Below are 15,689 nucleotides of genomic sequence, written 5' to 3'. Positions count from 1 at the left end.
AACAGGTCGCGGTGTCTGCGGGGATCGGATCCGACGAGGCCCGCGCGGTCCTTGCCCCGCCCTTTCAGAGGTGCGGAGGCGTCAGTGCTCGACGCCGACAGTGGACAGGTCGATGCTGCCGAAGAAGTACCCCACCTGCGCGTTGCGGATCTTGGATCCCACGACGCTCGAGGTGTACGTGCGGATCAGCGGCACGATCGGGTAGGTCTCCATGGCCTTGTTGTAGAGCTCGGTCCACTTCTTGTTGAGCTCCTCGGACGTGCCGTTGGTGTCGCGCAGCTTGTACATCTCGCCCGAGATGGTCGGGTCGTAGTACCGCGAGATGTTGCTGAAGCCGAACGTCTTGCCGTCCAGGCTCGGGCCGAGGTTGGGGTCGACCGTGGTGCGGGTCGAACCGGAGGCGGCACCACCGCACCAGCCGGCGCGGGCGATGTCGGGCATCTGGTCGCCGGCGAGGGTCGTGTAGTAGTTCGGCGACGGGATCGCGACGAGCTGCAGGTCGATGCCGAGCGCCTTGAAGTTCTGCTGCAGCACCGTGCCGAGGTTCTTGTACCGATCTGTCGCGTTCGCGTAACCGTAGGTCAGGGTCTTCGGGACGGTCTTGCCCTGCAGCAGCTTCTTGGCCTGGTCGAGCTTCGGCTTGCCTGCCGGGTCGATGTCGATCGTGGGAGGGATCCAGCCCACCTGCGCGTCGTTCAGGTACGAGTTCGTGAGCTTGCCGAAGCGCGGCCCGCCGTACTGCACCTGGATCGCCGCGCGGTCCATGGCGAGCGCGAGCGCGTGGCGCACATCCGGGTCGGTGATCGTCGTGGTGTTGAAGTTCAGCACGTCGGTGCAGCCGAGCAGGCCGCCGGCGGTGCGGGGCGCGATGGTCTGATCGCTCAGGCGCGCCGCGTCCGAGGCCTGCAGGGCGCCGTTCGAGTCGAGCGTGATCGCGGTCGGGTCGGAGTCGCTCAGCAGCTGCTGGCTGATCGTCGCCTGCGCGGTGGACAGCGAGAACGTGAAGGTGTCCGGAAGGGCCGTGCGGTTGTCGTCGGTCTTCGGATCCCAGTTCGGGTTGCGCACGAGCTTGAGTTCGCGACCGCGGTCGTAGCTCGAGATCATGTACGGGCCGGAGGACACCGGGTGGTTGGTGTAGTCCAGCTTGGTGTCCTTGGCCTGCGGCACCGGCGCGCTGTTGGAACGCGAGGCGAGGGCGGGGAAGTCGGGGTAGGGCTGCTTCAGGTGGAACACGACGGTCTTCGCATCCGGGGTCTCCACGGCGGAGAGGTCGCCGCCCGCGTACGGGCCCTTGTACGTGTCGGCCGCCAGCACGGCGTCCAGCTCCTGCGGCGCCTGGGTGTACACGTCGCGGGCGAAGGTGCGCTCGATGCCGTACTTGATGTCCGCCGACGTGATCGGCGTGCCGTCCTCGTACTTCAGGCCGTCCTTGAGCGTGTACGTCCAGGTGAGACCGTCCGAGGAGACCTTGCCGAGGTCCGTGGCCAGGTCGGGGACGATCTTCGGCGGCTGTCCGGCGGTCTCCTTCGCCATGGTCAGCGTGCGGTAGTAGAGCTGACCCACGTTGGCCGTCTGCACGTAGTTGCTGTTGCCGGGGTCGAGCGTCTGGAAGTCGCTCGACATGACCACGTTCACGTTGCCGCCCTTGGTGGTGAAGCCGGACTTCACGATCCGCGGGGCGTAGGGGCTTTTCGCCGAGGTTCCGGCGGTCGAGGAGCCGTTCGGTGCGGATCCCGCCGCGCAGCCGGTCACGGCGAGTGCGACGGCCAGCACGGAGGCGACGAACAGGGGACGACTGTGTCTCATGAGTGTTCTCTTTCGGATGGGGGAGGGACAGGCGGAAGGGACGGGTGCGTGCTCAGTGGCGCGAGGCCTTGGGGTCCAGCGCGTCGCGCACGGCATCGCCGAGCAGGTTGAACGCGAGGACGGTGATGACGAGGGCGACGCCGGGGACGATGAGGAACCAGGGGTCCACGAGGTACCAGTTGCCGGTCTGCGCCGCGTTCAGCATCTGGCCCCAGGACGGGGTGGGGTCCTTGACACCGACGCCCAGGAACGACAGCGCGGCCTCGGCCGAGATGTTGGTCGGGATCATCATGGTCGCGTACACGAGCACCACGCCGGAGACGTTGGGGATCACCTGGGTGAACAGGATCGTGCGCTTGGATGCGCCGTAGGAGCGCGCGGCCTCGATGTACTCCTGCTCGCGGATGCTGAGCACCTGGCCGCGCACGACGCGGGCCAGATACGCCCAGCCGAAGAAGCCCAGGATGATCACGAGCGACGCGATCGGCACGAAGCTGCCCTGCCCGAGAGCGGTGTTGCGGAGGCGGGACTGCAGGATCGGCGTGAGCGAGAGCACCAGGAGCAGGTGCGGGAAGGCGAGGAACAGGTCGATCACACGGCTGATCACCATGTCGACCTTGCCGCCGAAGAAGCCGGCGGCGGCGCCCAGGATGGTGCCGAGCACGACCGAGACCAGGGTGGCCAGCAGCGCGATCGTGAGCGACACCTGCGCGCCGTAGGCGAGGCGGGCGAACAGATCGCGGCCGAGCCCCGGCTCCACGCCCAGCCAGTGCTGGAGCGAGGGATACAGGAACTGCGGCAGCGGCAGGCCCGGAGTGTTGAAGTCGTCCAGCGTGTCGGGCCCGGTATGCGTCGTGAACGGATCCTGCCCCTCGATCGCGGTGAGCAGCGGAGCGAGGATCGCGAACAGCACGATCGCGATGACCACGCCGAACGATGCCAGGGCGATCCGGCTGCGCTTGATGCGCAGCCACGCCGTGCCGAGCAGCGAGCGCCCTGTGGCGATCTTGGGGGTGGTCAGCGCCTCGGTCTTCGGGGCTGTCGTCAGCGTGTCCGTCACGATCTTCCTTGATGGTCAGGAACGGGGATGACGAAACTGTATACCAAACCGGTGACTCTGCAACAGCCCCGACGAGCCGGTGAAGCTCGACGACGGCACGCATCACCCGTACAGGCCTGGATTTCCGGCGGCAGTGCGGGGATTTCCGCCGTGCGCACGATGCGCTTCTTGCGCTGTCGATCGGGGCATCGATAGGTTTTGGATACCAACTCTCGATCTGAACGGAAGAGATCCGTGCGCACCCTTGTCGTCGCCGACCATGTCCTCGCCTTCGACGGCGTCTCTCACACGGAGCTCCGTGACGGGGCGGTGCTCGTTCAGGACGGCCGGATCTCGTATGTGGGCCTGCGTTCGTCGGCGCCGCGCGATGCGGACGAGGTGGTCGAGCTCGGCGAGAGCCTGCTGATGCCAGGACTGATCGATCTCGACGCGCTGACGGACCTGGATCATCTGATCCTGGACTCGTGGTCGTCGGACGAGCAGGCGCGGAGACTGCAGTGGTCGAGCGACTACTTCGACCGCCGCCGGCACGTGTTCTCCGTCGAGGAGCGCCGGCGCATCCGGGAGATCGCGCTCGTGCAGCTCGCCCTGCACGGCATCACCGCCTATATGCCGATCGCCTCGGAGGTGCATTCCGCGTGGGCGGAGTCGGCGGACGACTTCCTCGCGATGGCGGACTTCTCGCGCTCGCTCGGCCTGCGCGGATTCCTCGGCCCCTCGTACCGGTCCGGTGTGAACGTGGTCGGTCCGGACGGCGCCCGCGACATCCGGTTCGACGTCGCGGAGGGTGAGGCGGGCCTCGCCGACGCGATCCGCTTCCACGACACCGTCCGCGAGTGGGCGGACCCCCTGCTCACCCCGGTGTTCCTGCCCTGCCGCATCGAGACCCTGACGCCGGAGCTGCTGGCGGCGACCGCCGGCGCCGCCCGCGAGCGCGGCGCCCTCGTCCGGCTGCATGCGCTGCAGGGGGAGTTCGAGCGCGAGTGGATCGGCGAGCGGTACGGCTGCACCCCGCTCGAGCTGATCCGGAGCCAGGGGCTCCTCGATGACCGGCTGATCGTCCCGCACGGGGTCTTCCTCGACGTCAACCCGAGGGTGCGGGGGGAGGACCGGGGCGATCTCGCCGCCCTCGTCGCGGCGGGGGTCTCGATCGTGCACTGCCCGCTCACCAACGCGCGCTACGGCTCCGAGCTGGAGACGTTCGCGCGCTACCGGCAGGCGGGGCTGAACATCGCGCTGGGCACCGACTCGTTCCCGCCCGACCTGATCCGCGGCATCGACACCGGCGTCTCCGTCGCGAAGGTGCAGCACCACAGCCTCGCCGCCGGGGATCTTGCCGGATATGTCGAGGCGGCGACGCTGGGCGGGGCGCGAGCGCTGCACCGGCCCGACCTGGGACGGATCGCAGAAGGGGCAGCCGCGGACTTGACGGCGTTCCGGCTGGACGACGTGCGATTGGGCCCCATCGAGGATCCGCTGCGCAACCTGGTGCTGGCCGGGAGCGCGCGTGACGCGTGTCTTACCATGGTCGCAGGCAGGATCGTCATGCGAGACGGCGAGATCGAAGGGGTGGATCTGCGGGAGATCCGCGAGGATTCGCAGAGACTGTTCGAGATCATGCGCGCCGGGTACGACGAGCGCGCCCACGTCGGCGGCGGCGAGCTGTTCCCGCCCGTGTTCCGGCGGTCCGGAGGAGAGGGCAGGGGATGACGATCGTTGCTGACGGCGACCGGTCGGCGCTCGCCGACCGCGTCTACCGCGAACTGCTGCGCTCGATCATCGAGGGGGACGTCGCCCCGGGCGCCTGGCTCAAGGAGCGCGAGCTCTCCGAGCGCTACACGGTCTCCCGGATCCCGGTGCGCCAGGCCCTCCAGCGGCTCGAGACGGAGGGGTTCGTGTCGACGTCGCCGCATCGCGGCGCGAACGTGACGCCGCTCACGCGCGCCGACATCCACGATCTGTTCGACACCCGCCTGTGCTTCGAGCCGTTCGCAGCGCAGCGCGCGGCGGAGCGGGTAGCAGCGGGGCTCGAACAGATCCACAGCCTCGAGGAGCTGCACCACGCGGCCTCCGTGGCGGATCCCGAGGCGGCGCGGATCGCGAGCCTCGATTTCCACTCCGAGATCGTGCGCCTCAGCGGGAACAAGCTGCTGCTGCGAAGCCTCGGACCCCTGCTCGGGCGGATGGAATGGGTCTTCCGGCTCACCCGCGACGAGCGCGAGCGCGAGCAGACCGACGAGCACGACGACCTGGTCGAATCGATCGGCGCCGGACGCGGGCCGCTCGCCGCCGCGCAGATGTACGCCCACATCGACATCAGCCGGGAGCCGGTGCTCGCGCAGCTCGACGGCGTCCTCGACGACTGAGGCGGAACCGACCGACGCGGAATCGGGGGCCCGGCGAGGCTCCGCCCGGCGGGATCAGGCGGTCGCGCCCACCAGGTCGGAGTGGTGGATCGCTGCCACGTCGGGGTGCGCGCGCAGCCGGGACTTCAGCGCGTTCTCGCCGTACAGGGCGTGGATCGGGTTGGCCGGATCCTTCGTCACGCCGCGCGCCTGCGCCTTGAGATCCGCGGGCAGGTCGATCAGCGGCAGGCGCTTGTCGAGCGCGGGGTTGAAGAAGAACGGGATCGAGATCCGCTCCTCGGGCGCCCTCGGGGACACCACGCGGTGGTTGGTGGCCTTGAGATAGCCGTCGGTGGCGTACTCGAGCAGCTCGCCGATGTTCACCACGAACGCGCCGTCGACCGGGGGAGCGTCGACCCAGGCGCCGTCCCGCTCGACCTGGAGTCCGCCCTTGCCTGGCTCCACCCAGAGCAGCGTGAGCACGCCGGAGTCCTTGTGCGCGCCGACGCCCTGCTGCGGCTCGGGCTCGTGGGAGCCCGGGTAGCGGACGATCTTGATCAGCGTGGACGGATCGCCGAAGTTCTCCTCGAAGTACGACTCGGCAGCTCCCAGGGAGCGGGCCCAGGCGCGCAGCAGCCTGCGCGCGACGCCGGAGAGCTGCTCGTGCCACTCCGCGACGATCTCGCGCAGCTCGGGCTGGGCGGCGGGCCACAGATTCGGCCCGATCAGACGGTTGTAGCCCGGACCGCCGTCGATCGCCTCGCGTTCGGGGCCGATGTCGATCTGCTCGCGCCAGTCCACTTGGCCCTGCGTGCGCTCGCCGCCGATCCGCGTGTAACCGCGGAAGTGCGGGCTCTTCACGTTCTCGATCGACAGCTTCTCCTGCTCCGGCAGGGCGAAGAAGTCCAGCGCCGCGCGGTGCAGGCGCGCCTCCAGCTCGGGCGTGACGCCGGTGCCGGTGAGGTAGAAGAAGCCCACGTCGTGGGTCGCCGCGCGCAGCTGCTCGCGGAATCGCGCCGCCGCCTCGGGGCCGGCATCGAGCTGGGAGAGATCGAGGATCGGAAGGTTCAGATCGGCCATACGGCGAGGCTAGGGCGGCCTGCCGGGCGGGATCCCGTTTGTTGCCGAGGATTACTCCCGGCCGCGGCCGATGGATTGGCGAGGATGTTCGGAGGGTGTGTAGGGTAGGTGAGGTTTACCTAACCTGTCCGTCTCTTTCAAGGATCCGCCGTGCTCGCCACCTTCCTGATCGGCCTCCGTGAGGGCCTCGAGGCCGCGCTCGTCGTCGGCATCCTCGTCGCGTACCTGAAGCGGCTCGGCCGGCGGGACGTGCTGCCGCGGATGTGGGCGGGCGTCGGCGCGGCGGTGCTGCTCGCGCTCGTCATCGGCGCGGTGCTCACGTTCGGCGCCTATGCGCTCACCTTCCAGGGCCAGGAGATCATCGGCGGCACCCTGTCTCTCGTCGCCGTCGGCATGGTGACCTGGATGATCTTCTGGATGCGCAAGGCGGGGCGCACCATGAAGGCCACCCTGCAGGGCGGTGTGGACCGCGCGCTCGAGGCGGGGACGGTCTGGGCGCTCGTGCTGGTCGGCTTCGTGTCCGTCGCCCGCGAAGGCATCGAGACCACGCTGCTGCTGTGGTCGATGGTGCAGTCGTTCGGCGATGCCCCGTCCGCGGTGCTCGGCGCCGCGCTCGGTCTCGCCGTCGCCGTGTTCGCCGGCTGGCTGCTCGCCCGCGGCGCCGTGCGGCTCGACCTCTCCCGCTTCTTCACCTGGACCGGCGGCTTTCTCGTGATCATCGCGGCCGGCGTCCTCGCCTACGCCGTCAGCGACCTGCAGGAGGCCGGCGTGATCCCGGGGCCGTTCACGGCCGCGGCGCCCGTGGACGGGCGCGGCACTGTGCTGGTCGGCGCCGCGGGGATCCCGTTCGGATGGTCCTTCGACGTCACCGCCGTGATCCGGCCGGACAGCGCGCTCGCGGTGCTGCTGCAGGCCACGGTCGGCTTCATGCCGCGGATGAGCTGGATCCAGGTGATCGCCTGGGTGCTCTACCTCGCGATCGTCGGCACGCTGTTCGTGCGCGGACTGAGCCGGTCGGCGGCCCGCACCTCCTCGACCTCCGCGGCCTCGAACTCCACCCCCTCGGAGTCCGCGCCCTCGAACTCCACGCCCGCGACCGTCTCGCCCACTCCCGGAGGAGCCTCATGACCCTCGCCCGCCGCCCGCTCATCGTCGTGGGCGCCGTCGCCGCTCTCGGCCTCGCCCTCAGCGGCTGCGTCGCCAAGTCCGACGTGTCGTCCGCCGGCCGCCTGACCGTCTCGTCCACCGCCGACGCGTGCACCGTCTCCTCCGGCACCGCGACGAGCGGCACGCTCGCGTTCGACGTCAGCAACAGGGGCGACGAGGTCACCGAGTTCTACCTGCTCGCCGAGGACGGGATCCGCATCGTCGGCGAGGTCGAGAACGTCGCGCCTGGCGCGTCCAGGACGCTCACCGTCGTGGCGCAGCCCGGCAAGTACTTCACGGTCTGCAAGCCGGGCATGGTCGGCGAGGGCGTCGGCAAGGGCGCGTTCTCCGTCACCGGCGAGAAGGTGGCCGAGCGCGGGGACGACGCGGAGCAGAAGAACAAGGCCGTCTCCCTCTACGCCGCGTTCGTCAAGGACCAGGTCGGCCGGCTGCTGCCGGCGGCCAAGACCTTCGCCGAGGCCTACCGCGGCGGTGACGACACGGCCGCGAAGCAGCAGTTCCCCGTCGTCCGCTCCTACTACGAGCGGATCGAGCCGGTCGCCGACAAGCTGGGCACGCTCGACCCGCGTCTCGACTTCCGCGAGCTGGACGCCAAGGCCGACGGGATCGACTGGACCGGCTTCCACCGGATCGAGAAGGACCTGTGGGCGCCGGCGCCCGGCGCGATGAACTCCGACGGCACGACGCCGGCGGCGAAGGACTGGACGCCGTCCACGCCCGCAGAGCGCGGCGTGTACGCCGACAAGCTCCTCGCCGACCTGCAGGAGCTGTACGACCACGTGCACTCCGACGCGTTCCTGAAGGATCTCGACGCGCAGGGCATCGCCGGCATCTCCAACGGCGCGATCTCTCTGCTGGACGAGGTCGCGAACGGCAAGATCACGGGCGAGGAGGACTGGTGGTCCGGCACCGACCTGTCCGACTTCGCCGCCAACGTCGAGGGGTCCAAGATGGCCTTCTCGCTCGTGCGCGACTTCGCCGACGGCAAGGGCGCCGAGGGGAAGAAGCTCGTCTCGCAGATCGACCGCGGCTTCTCCGCCCTCGAGGCCGAGCTCGCCGTGCACGGCTCCCTCACGGACGGCTTCCCTCCCTACTCGACCGTCACCGAGACGCAGAAGCGCGATCTCACCGACCTGCTGAACGCGCTGGCCGAGCCGCTGTCGAAGCTCACCGGAACGATCCTGAGCTGATGACGGTCCCCGAGCCTGCCGACGGGCGGCAACCGGTCGACGGGGCGCACGCCGATCAGGCCGCCGCGGCACCGGCCGACTCGACGTCGGACGCGAACGGCATCAGCCGGCGCGGCCTCCTGGGGTGGGCGATCGGCAGCGGCGTGGCCGGGCTCGCGGTCGGAGCCGGCGGGACCGCCGCGGTCGTGGCCGCGCAGAGCGGAGCTCAGCCCGCCGACGAATTCGCGTTCGAGGGTGCGCACCAGGCCGGGATCACCAGCCGGGTGCAGGAGCACCTGCACTTCGCGAGCTTCGACATGATGCCGCACGCGAGCCGCGACGACCTGGTCTCGCTGCTGCAGGACTGGAGCTACGCCGCCTCGCGGATGGCGAAGGGTCTGGACGTCAGCGCGTCCGGTGCGGTCGGCGGGTCGCCCGAGGCGCCCCCGGACGACACCGGCGAGGCGCAGGGCCTGAGCGCGAGCGGGCTCACGATCACGTTCGGGCTCGGCGCCGGGCTGTTCGAGACCGAGGGCGACAGGTTCGGGATCGCGCACCGTCGCCCTGCCGCGCTCGTGGCGCTGCCGCCCTTCGTCGGCGACGCCCTGGACGCGGCGTACACCGGCGGAGACCTGTGCATCCAGGCCTGCGCGGACGACCCGCAGGTCGCGGTGCACGCGGTCCGCAACCTCAGCAGGATCGCGTTCGGCCGTGCGCGCCTGCGCTGGTCCCAGCTGGGCTTCGGCCGGACCTCGCGCACCTCGGCCGAGCAGCAGACGCCGCGCAACCTGTTCGGCTTCAAGGACGGCACCGCGAACATCCTGGCCGACGACACCGCGGCGCTGCAGAAGCACGTGTGGGTCGCCGAGCAGGATGAGCCGGCCTGGATGGCGGGCGGCTCGTACCTGGTCGCGCGCAAGATCGCGATGCTCGTGGAGACCTGGGACCGGCTGCGGCTGAGCGAGCAGGACCGCACGATCGGCCGGGCGAAGGGGAGCGGTGCGCCGCTCTCGGGCGGGGACGAGTTCACCGAGCCGTCCTTCCACGGCGGACGCATCGACGAGAATTCGCACGTGCGCCTCGCGCATCCGAGCGTGAACGACGGCGTGCGGATCCTGCGCCGCGGCTACAACTACGTGGACGGCAACGACGAGCTCGGCAAGCTCGATGCCGGCCTGTTCTTCCTCTCCTATCAGCGCTCTCCGGAGCAGTTCATCGGGATCCAGAAGCGCCTCTCGACGGACCTGATGAGCGAGTACATCCGGCACATCGGATCCGGCCTCTGGGCGATCCCGCCGGGAGCCGCGAAGGGCTCCTACGTGGGCGCGGGCCTGTTCGCGTGACGCCGACGGCCCGGCAGTCGCCGCGTCGCGCTGTATGACGCGATCACCAGGTCGATACACTCCGGTCACCGGCGGTCCGCGGGAATACTCCCGCCGGGCTCGCGTTGCATCAGATACATTCAAGTGAATAGAAATCTGAAGGAGAGCGCAGTGAGCGAGTCGAGCACCTGGTCGGGCATGCAGTTCGGCCTCATGTCGGTCAGCGACATCACCCGGAACCCGGTGACAGGGGAGACCCCGAGCGAGCGCGAGCGGATCCAGAACACGCTCACGATCGCCAAGCACGCGGAAGAGGTCGGCCTCGACGTCTTCGCGATCGGCGAGCACCACAACCCGCCGTTCTGGTCGTCCAGCCCGACGACCTTCCTCGCGGCGCTCGCCGCGCAGACCGAGCGCCTCATCGTGTCGACCTCGACGACGCTGATCACCACGAACGACCCGGTGAAGATCGCCGAGGACTACGCCATGCTGCAGCACGTCTCCGGCGGGCGTATGGATCTCATGATGGGCCGTGGCAACACCGGCCCGGTCTACCCGTGGTTCGGCAAGGACATCCGCCAGGGACTCCCGCTCGCGATCGAGAACTACGCGCTGCTGCACGAGCTGTGGACCAAGGACGTCGTGGACTGGGAGGGGAAGTTCCGCACCTCGCTGCAGGGCTTCACGGCGACCCCGCGCCCGCTCGACGGCGTCGCGCCGTTCGTGTGGCACGGATCCATCCGCACGCCCGAGATCGCGGAGCAGGCCGCCTACTACGGCGACGGCTTCTTCGCGAACAACATCTTCTGGCCCAAGGAGCACTACCAGCGCCTGATCGGGCTGTACCGGCAGCGCTACGCGCACTACGGCCACGGCACCCCCGAGCAGGCGATCGTCGGCCTCGGCGGCCAGGCGTTCATCCGGCCGAAGTCGCAGGACGCGATCGACGAGTTCCGCCCGTACTTCGACAACGCCCCCGTCTACGGCCACGGACCGTCCATGGAGGACTTCACCGAGATGACGCCGCTCACGGTCGGCTCGCCGCAGCAGGTCATCGACCGCTACGCCGCGATGCGCGAGCACTACGGCGACTACCAGCGCCAGCTGTTCCTGATGGACCACGCCGGGCTGCCCCTGAAGACCGTGCTCGAGCAGCTCGACCTGCTCGGCGGCGAGGTCGTGCCGGTGCTCCGCAGGGAGCTCGCGCAGAACCGTCCCGCCACGGTACCGGACGCTCCGACCCACGCGGCCAGGGTCAGGGCGGTGTACGGCGACGGACCCGCGCGCGAGGCGCGGCCCGGTGCGAACCGCGGCGACAACCTGACCGCGGGATCGCCCTACCAGGACGGCGGCGCCGTCCCGGTCGCCTCGGTCACCGGTCCTGTCGAAGGGTCCGCGTTCGGCGCGGCGGCCACGAAGGCGGCCAACCGATGAGCGCCCGCCGGATCGCGGTGATCTCCGCGGGGCTGTCCAACCCCTCCTCGACCCGCATGCTCGCGGACCGGCTCGCCGCGGAGACCGTGCGGTCCCTGCGCTTCGACAAGCTCAATGACCGGTCGACAGGGTCGGACGGCGACGGCATCGAGGTCTCCGTCGACGTGATCGAGCTGCGCGATCTCGCGCACGACATCACGAACAACCTGCTCACCGGCTTCGCGCCGCCCGCGCTGGAGGCGGCGATCAACACCGTGGTCTCGGCCGACGGCCTGATCGCGGTCACGCCGATCTTCTCCACGAGCTACTCCGGCCTGTTCAAGTCGTTCATCGACGTGCTCGACCCCGACGCGCTCACCGGCAAGCCCGTGCTCCTCGGCGCGAACGCGGGCACCGCCCGGCACTCGCTCGCGATCGACTACGCCATCCGCCCGCTGTTCACGTATCTGCATGCGGAGCCGGTGCCGACCGGCGTGTTCGCGGCTTCGAGCGACTGGGGTGCGAACGCCGACGACGTCGCGCCGCTGAGCTCGCGCGTCGAGCGCGGTGCCCGGGAGCTGGCAGAGGCGATCGCCCGCCGCGAGCCGGCGAAGGATGCGGATCCGTTCGACCCCGCCTCCTACCTCGGCGAGGGGCGCTCGTTCGGGCATCTGCTCGGCGGCCTCGCGGGGGAGTAGCCCGGACGGCGGGCGGCCCTTCGTCTCGCTGCTCCGGTTGCTGGGGAGCGCAGCGAGACGAGGGCGCCGCAGCGGATCAGCCGATCAGGGCGAGGCCGGCGATCGTGGCCGACACCGCGTCGGCGAGTTCGCGGCCCTTCACGGCGAAGTGCCGCTGGAAGTAGTCGCGATGCTCCGCGTGCTCGTGGAAGTTGTGCGGGGTGAGGACGGCGGAGAACACCGGGACGTCGGTGTCCAGCTGCACGCGCATGAGCGCGTCGACGACCGTGGCCGCGACGAACTCGTGACGATAGATCCCGCCGTCCACGACCAGCGCGCTCGCCGCGATCGCGGTGTAGCGTCCGGTCCTGGCGAGCCGCTGCGCGTGCAGGGGGATCTCGAACGCGCCGGGCACGCGGTGCACGTCGACGTCGTCGATGCCGTGCTCGCCGAGCCGGGCGACGAACGCCGACACGGTCTCCTCCACGATCTCAGCGTGCCACTGGGCGGCGACGATGGCGATCTTCTCGGGCATGGTGGACTGCTCCTTCTGTCCTCTCTCATCCGGACTGTGACCGTCGGCTCCGGATTCTCGCCGGATCGGCGGTCCCCGCCATGGGGACCGTTCGCGGGCTCGCGCGGACTGGCCGCGTCACCGCCGGTGGGGACTTGCACCCCGCCCTGAGGACAGGACGACGCTATCACCGCGGCAGGGAGGAGACCGCCGCGCACGATAGCGTCGGCACCATGCCCGTCGTCCAGGCCAGCGTCACCGTCCCTCTCCCGCCGGAGCTCGCCTACGCCGTCTCCCAGACCACGGGCGAGGTGCGCCGGCGCTGGGACGTGTTCATCCGCGAGCAGCACTTCCTCGACGGCGCGACCGCGCCCGGCAAGGGGGTGCGCACGTACACCCGGCAACGGTTCGGACTCGCGATGGTCACGCATTACGTCTCGTACGCGCCGCCCACGAACGTCGGCATGGCGATGGAGAAAGGCCCGTGGTTCTTCCGCACCCTCGGCGCCGGCTGGCGCTTCGAGGCGGTCGCGGAGGGCACCCGTGCGGTCTGGAAGTACAGCTTCCGCTGCCGCCCGGCCTGGCTGGCCCCGCTCGCCGAACGGATCGGCGAGGTCGTGCTGGGCAGGGAGATCCGGATCAGGATCGCCGGATTCGCCCGCGGCTGTGCGGATCCGGTCGTGCTGGCCGAGGCGCGCCGGCTGGTGCAGGAGCAGGCGTCCCGGGAGTGAGCCGAGCGATGCTCAGTACCAGTTGTGCGCCATCTCGTGCGACCAGGCGCCGCAGGGGGATCCGTAGGCGCTCCGGATGTAGCTGAGACCCCAGTCGATCTGGGTGTCCCCGTTCGTGCGCCAGTCCGGCCCTGCCGCGGCCATCTTGTCGGCGGGGAGGGACTGCGGGATCCCGTACGCGTCGCTGTCCGGGTTGAGGGCGTCGGCGCGCCAGCTGGACTCCTGCATCCACAGGTTGTACAGGCAGCCGAACTGGTCCTGCCCCCAGCCGTAGTTGCCGAGCTGTCCGCGGGCGTACGCCTGCGCGCCGGCGGGGTCGACGTCCACGTCGCCGGAGTCGCCGAGGTCTCCGCCCCCTGATCCGGATCCCTGCTGCGCGGCGGCCGCGGCAGCGGCAGCGGCCGCCGCTTCGCGCTGCTGCTCGGCGACCTGCTGGCCGATGCGATACCGGCGCTCGACGTCGGCGGTGGTGTTCTTCAGCGTCGCGAGCTGCGCGTAGAGCGTGGTGACGTGGCCCTGCAGGTCCTTCACGGCGGCGGCCTCCGCGTCCGCCGCCTGCCGCGCTGTCTGCGCCGCCGCCGCGGCCGCCGCGGCCAGGTCGTCCCTGGCCTTCTGCGCCGCCTGCGCCTGGCTCTGCAGCGAGGTCGCCACGCCCTGCTGGGCGATCGCGCGCTCGCCCAGCGACGACCAGGTCGCGTCGAGCTTCTCCATCACGCCGAGCCGGGTGAGCAGTTCGTCGGGGTGCGCCGCGGTGAACAGCCGCACCGCGAGCGGCGCCGAGGTCTCGGTGCGGGTCCGGTTGGAGACGAGGGATCCGACCTGGTCGTGGATCTGCTGAACGGCCTGCTGCGCGGCGTCGGCCTGCGCGGTCAGCTCGTCGGCGCGGCGGGCGGCCGCGTCGGCCGCGGTGCGCGCGGCCCCGGCCTCCTGCGCGGCCTTCAGTGCGGCGGTCGACGCTTCGGCCGCCTTCTGCTGCGCGGACGCCAGGGCGTCGTTGATGCGGGTGATCTCCTCCTGCGTGGCCTGCTCGTTGCCCTGCGCGTTCTGCACGTCCTGCCAGGACGGGTAGTCGTCGGCGTACGCGGCTTCGGGTGACGCCACCAGCAGTGCGAGCAGCAGTCCGCCGACGGCCGCGGCGGCGAGGGCCGGACGCGCACGTCGGTTCCGCCCGACGCGCGGTTTCCGGACGGTCGCGAGGGTCACGGTTTCGACGCTAACCCCGAACCCTGTGGATCCGCGGCGTACGCGCGGTGGCACGGTCGATGCGGAGCGCGCCGGCGTGCGCCACAATCGGATCCGGGCGCCGTGCGGCGTCGGAAGGGGAACCGCATGCTGATCGTCGTCGCAGGAGGCACCGGGACCGTCGGCGTCGAGGTCGTGCGGCGCGCCGCCGCCCGCGGCCACGACGTGCGCGTGCTCTCCCGCAGCACCGGCGCGGACATGCGTGCGGCGACCGGACTCGCCGAGGCGGTCGCGGGCGCGGACGTCGTGGTGGACGTGCTCGGCATCCCCACCCTGAGCACGCGCACCGCGACCGCCTTCTTCCTGCAGACCACGGCGAACCTGCTGGCCGCGGAGCGCGCCGCCGGCGTCGGCCATCACCTCGCCCTCTCGATCGTCGGCGTCGATCGCGCCCCGTACGGCTACTACGGCGCGAAATGGGCGCAGGAGCGGGCGGTCGATGCGGGCGGGGTGCCCTGGACCATCCAGCGGGCGACCCAGTTCCACGACTTCGCGGCGCAGATGTTCGCGCGCACCGGGCTCGGACCGATCCATCCGGTGAGCAGGATGCGCACTCAGCCGATCTCGCTTGGCGAGGTGGCCGAGCGCCTGGTCGACGACGCCGAGGCCGGCCCTCGCGGACGGGTGCGCGACATCGCGGGGCCGCGCGAGGAGGATCTGGCGGAGATGATCAGGGCCTGGGCGCGGCACACCGGACGGCGGGCGGCGATGCCGAGGATCGCCGTGCCGGGGGCCTTCGGCCGCGCGATGCGCGACGGATCCGTTCTCCCCGGTCCCGATGCGGACCTGGGTTCGGTGACGTTCGCGCAGTGGCTCGAGGCCCAGCCGCAGGGCTGACGAGCGGACGCCCGGGCGGGGCGTGCCCGCCGGCGCCTGGCCTGCATACCCCACGGAGAGGGGCGCCGACGATCCCTCGTCGACGCCCCTCCGTGCGGGCAGCTGCGGCTCAGCCGCTCTTGCGGCGGAACTCGCGCTTCGTCTGAGCGGAGTGCGTGCCGTGCACGGCGGAATCGCCGTCCAGGTGCGCCTCACCGCGGTGCTGCTGGGCGTTCTTCTTCTCGAGCGCCTCCTTGAACTTGCGCTTCATGTCCGAGGCGGCGGTGTCGTCGGTACTCATGCGCGCCAGCCTAGCGCCGCCGCGGCCTCCCGCCCCCGATCGGACG

Annotated in this window: 14 protein-coding genes, 1 pseudogene and 1 riboswitch; of the genes and pseudogenes, 9 read left to right on the top strand and 6 right to left on the bottom strand. The window is 70.6% G+C overall.

The genetic code is table 11. The features are described 5' to 3' along the window. Positions 1–81: 81 nt before the first annotated feature. On the bottom strand, positions 82–1,806 hold the full coding sequence (locus ACTJJZ_RS08135) for an ABC transporter substrate-binding protein (RefSeq protein WP_440720669.1): 1,725 nt from the start codon (positions 1,804–1,806) through the stop codon (positions 82–84). Between the two features lie 52 nt (positions 1,807–1,858). Then, positions 1,859–2,866: an ABC transporter permease gene (locus tag ACTJJZ_RS08130; protein ID WP_440720668.1), complete on the bottom strand. Its 1,008-nt coding sequence runs from the start codon at positions 2,864–2,866 to the stop codon at positions 1,859–1,861. 234 nt (positions 2,867–3,100) lie between these two features. Here ACTJJZ_RS08130 and ACTJJZ_RS08125 point away from each other — a divergent pair, with 234 nt between their 5' ends. Both ACTJJZ_RS08125 and ACTJJZ_RS08120 read left to right on the top strand, forming a co-directional pair. Then, positions 3,101–4,576: a chlorohydrolase family protein gene (locus ACTJJZ_RS08125; protein ID WP_440720667.1), complete on the top strand. Its 1,476-nt coding sequence runs from the start codon at positions 3,101–3,103 to the stop codon at positions 4,574–4,576. Continuing rightward, the gene (locus tag ACTJJZ_RS08120; protein WP_440720666.1) at positions 4,573–5,232 is read left to right on the top strand and encodes a GntR family transcriptional regulator; all 660 of its coding nucleotides are present in this window, start codon (positions 4,573–4,575) and stop codon (positions 5,230–5,232) included. The genes ACTJJZ_RS08125 and ACTJJZ_RS08120 overlap by 4 nt, the downstream gene beginning before the upstream one ends. A gap of 54 nt (positions 5,233–5,286) precedes the next feature. Here the strand turns inward: ACTJJZ_RS08120 and ACTJJZ_RS08115 are convergent, their stop codons facing one another. After that, positions 5,287–6,291: an isopenicillin N synthase family dioxygenase gene (locus ACTJJZ_RS08115; RefSeq protein ID WP_440720665.1), complete on the bottom strand. Its 1,005-nt coding sequence runs from the start codon at positions 6,289–6,291 to the stop codon at positions 5,287–5,289. 150 nt (positions 6,292–6,441) lie between these two features. Between ACTJJZ_RS08115 and efeU the strand changes: the two genes are divergently transcribed. The 5 genes from efeU (at position 6,442) to ACTJJZ_RS08090 (ending at position 12,060) form a co-directional block, all read left to right on the top strand. Then, on the top strand, positions 6,442–7,419 hold the full coding sequence (efeU, locus tag ACTJJZ_RS08110; protein ID WP_440720664.1) for an iron uptake transporter permease EfeU: 978 nt from the start codon (positions 6,442–6,444) through the stop codon (positions 7,417–7,419). Next, positions 7,416–8,648, top strand: coding sequence for an iron uptake system protein EfeO (gene efeO / locus ACTJJZ_RS08105; protein WP_440720663.1), 1,233 nt, complete (start codon positions 7,416–7,418; stop codon positions 8,646–8,648). The genes efeU and efeO overlap by 4 nt, the downstream gene beginning before the upstream one ends. Then, positions 8,648–9,970 (top strand): iron uptake transporter deferrochelatase/peroxidase subunit, encoded by a 1,323-nt coding sequence (efeB, locus tag ACTJJZ_RS08100; protein WP_440720662.1) that lies wholly within the window; start codon positions 8,648–8,650, stop codon positions 9,968–9,970. The genes efeO and efeB overlap by 1 nt, the downstream gene beginning before the upstream one ends. Before the next feature lie 177 nt (positions 9,971–10,147). Next, positions 10,148–11,383, top strand: a complete 1,236-nt coding sequence (locus ACTJJZ_RS08095; protein ID WP_440720696.1) for an LLM class flavin-dependent oxidoreductase — start codon at positions 10,148–10,150, stop codon at positions 11,381–11,383. Next, a complete protein-coding gene (locus tag ACTJJZ_RS08090) occupies positions 11,380–12,060 on the top strand; it encodes an FMN reductase (RefSeq protein ID WP_440720661.1) in 681 nt (226 codons plus the stop codon). The genes ACTJJZ_RS08095 and ACTJJZ_RS08090 overlap by 4 nt, the downstream gene beginning before the upstream one ends. Positions 12,061–12,136: 76 nt before the next feature. Here the strand turns inward: ACTJJZ_RS08090 and ACTJJZ_RS08085 are convergent. Further along, a pseudogene (locus tag ACTJJZ_RS08085) lies at positions 12,137–12,580 on the bottom strand (6,7-dimethyl-8-ribityllumazine synthase); the annotation flags it as partial. Between the two features lie 7 nt (positions 12,581–12,587). Continuing rightward, positions 12,588–12,732: riboswitch (FMN riboswitch) on the bottom strand. Between the two features lie 54 nt (positions 12,733–12,786). Between ACTJJZ_RS08085 and ACTJJZ_RS08080 the strand changes: the two are divergent. Further along, positions 12,787–13,284, top strand: coding sequence for an SRPBCC family protein (locus ACTJJZ_RS08080; RefSeq protein ID WP_440720660.1), 498 nt, complete (start codon positions 12,787–12,789; stop codon positions 13,282–13,284). A gap of 12 nt (positions 13,285–13,296) precedes the next feature. On the opposite strand, the gene ACTJJZ_RS08075 is transcribed toward ACTJJZ_RS08080, so the two are convergent. Then, the gene (locus ACTJJZ_RS08075; protein WP_440720659.1) at positions 13,297–14,487 is read right to left on the bottom strand and encodes a hypothetical protein; all 1,191 of its coding nucleotides are present in this window, start codon (positions 14,485–14,487) and stop codon (positions 13,297–13,299) included. 126 nt (positions 14,488–14,613) lie between these two features. On the opposite strand from ACTJJZ_RS08075, the gene ACTJJZ_RS08070 reads away from it, so the two are divergent. Beyond that, positions 14,614–15,363, top strand: a complete 750-nt coding sequence (locus tag ACTJJZ_RS08070; protein ID WP_440720658.1) for an SDR family oxidoreductase — start codon at positions 14,614–14,616, stop codon at positions 15,361–15,363. Between the two features lie 109 nt (positions 15,364–15,472). Here ACTJJZ_RS08070 and ACTJJZ_RS08065 read toward each other — a convergent pair whose 3' ends face one another. Beyond that, on the bottom strand, positions 15,473–15,643 hold the full coding sequence (locus ACTJJZ_RS08065; RefSeq protein ID WP_440720657.1) for a DUF5302 domain-containing protein: 171 nt from the start codon (positions 15,641–15,643) through the stop codon (positions 15,473–15,475). Between the last annotated feature and the right edge of the window lie 46 nt (positions 15,644–15,689).

The organism is Microbacterium sp. 22242, assembly GCF_052045495.1.
Classification (GTDB): Bacteria; Actinomycetota; Actinomycetes; order Actinomycetales; family Microbacteriaceae; genus Microbacterium.
The sequence above is the reverse complement of the archived record's forward strand: the minus strand, read 5'-3'. Positions and strand labels throughout refer to the sequence as shown.

Excerpts from the sequence above, each read along its gene's own strand:
- ACTJJZ_RS08135 (WP_440720669.1), bottom strand. The coding sequence starts at position 1,806 with ATGAGACACAGTCGTCCCCTGTTCGTCGCCTCCGTGCTGGCCGTCGCA.
- ACTJJZ_RS08120 (WP_440720666.1), top strand. The coding sequence starts at position 4,573 with ATGACGATCGTTGCTGACGGCGACCGGTCGGCGCTCGCCGACCGCGTC.
- ACTJJZ_RS08115 (WP_440720665.1), bottom strand. The coding sequence starts at position 6,291 with ATGGCCGATCTGAACCTTCCGATCCTCGATCTCTCCCAGCTCGATGCC.
- efeO (WP_440720663.1), top strand. The coding sequence starts at position 7,416 with ATGACCCTCGCCCGCCGCCCGCTCATCGTCGTGGGCGCCGTCGCCGCT.
- efeB (WP_440720662.1), top strand. The coding sequence starts at position 8,648 with ATGACGGTCCCCGAGCCTGCCGACGGGCGGCAACCGGTCGACGGGGCG.
- ACTJJZ_RS08095 (WP_440720696.1), top strand. The coding sequence starts at position 10,148 with ATGCAGTTCGGCCTCATGTCGGTCAGCGACATCACCCGGAACCCGGTG.
- ACTJJZ_RS08090 (WP_440720661.1), top strand. The coding sequence starts at position 11,380 with ATGAGCGCCCGCCGGATCGCGGTGATCTCCGCGGGGCTGTCCAACCCC.
- ACTJJZ_RS08080 (WP_440720660.1), top strand. The coding sequence starts at position 12,787 with ATGCCCGTCGTCCAGGCCAGCGTCACCGTCCCTCTCCCGCCGGAGCTC.
- ACTJJZ_RS08070 (WP_440720658.1), top strand. The coding sequence starts at position 14,614 with ATGCTGATCGTCGTCGCAGGAGGCACCGGGACCGTCGGCGTCGAGGTC.
- ACTJJZ_RS08065 (WP_440720657.1), bottom strand. The coding sequence starts at position 15,643 with ATGAGTACCGACGACACCGCCGCCTCGGACATGAAGCGCAAGTTCAAG.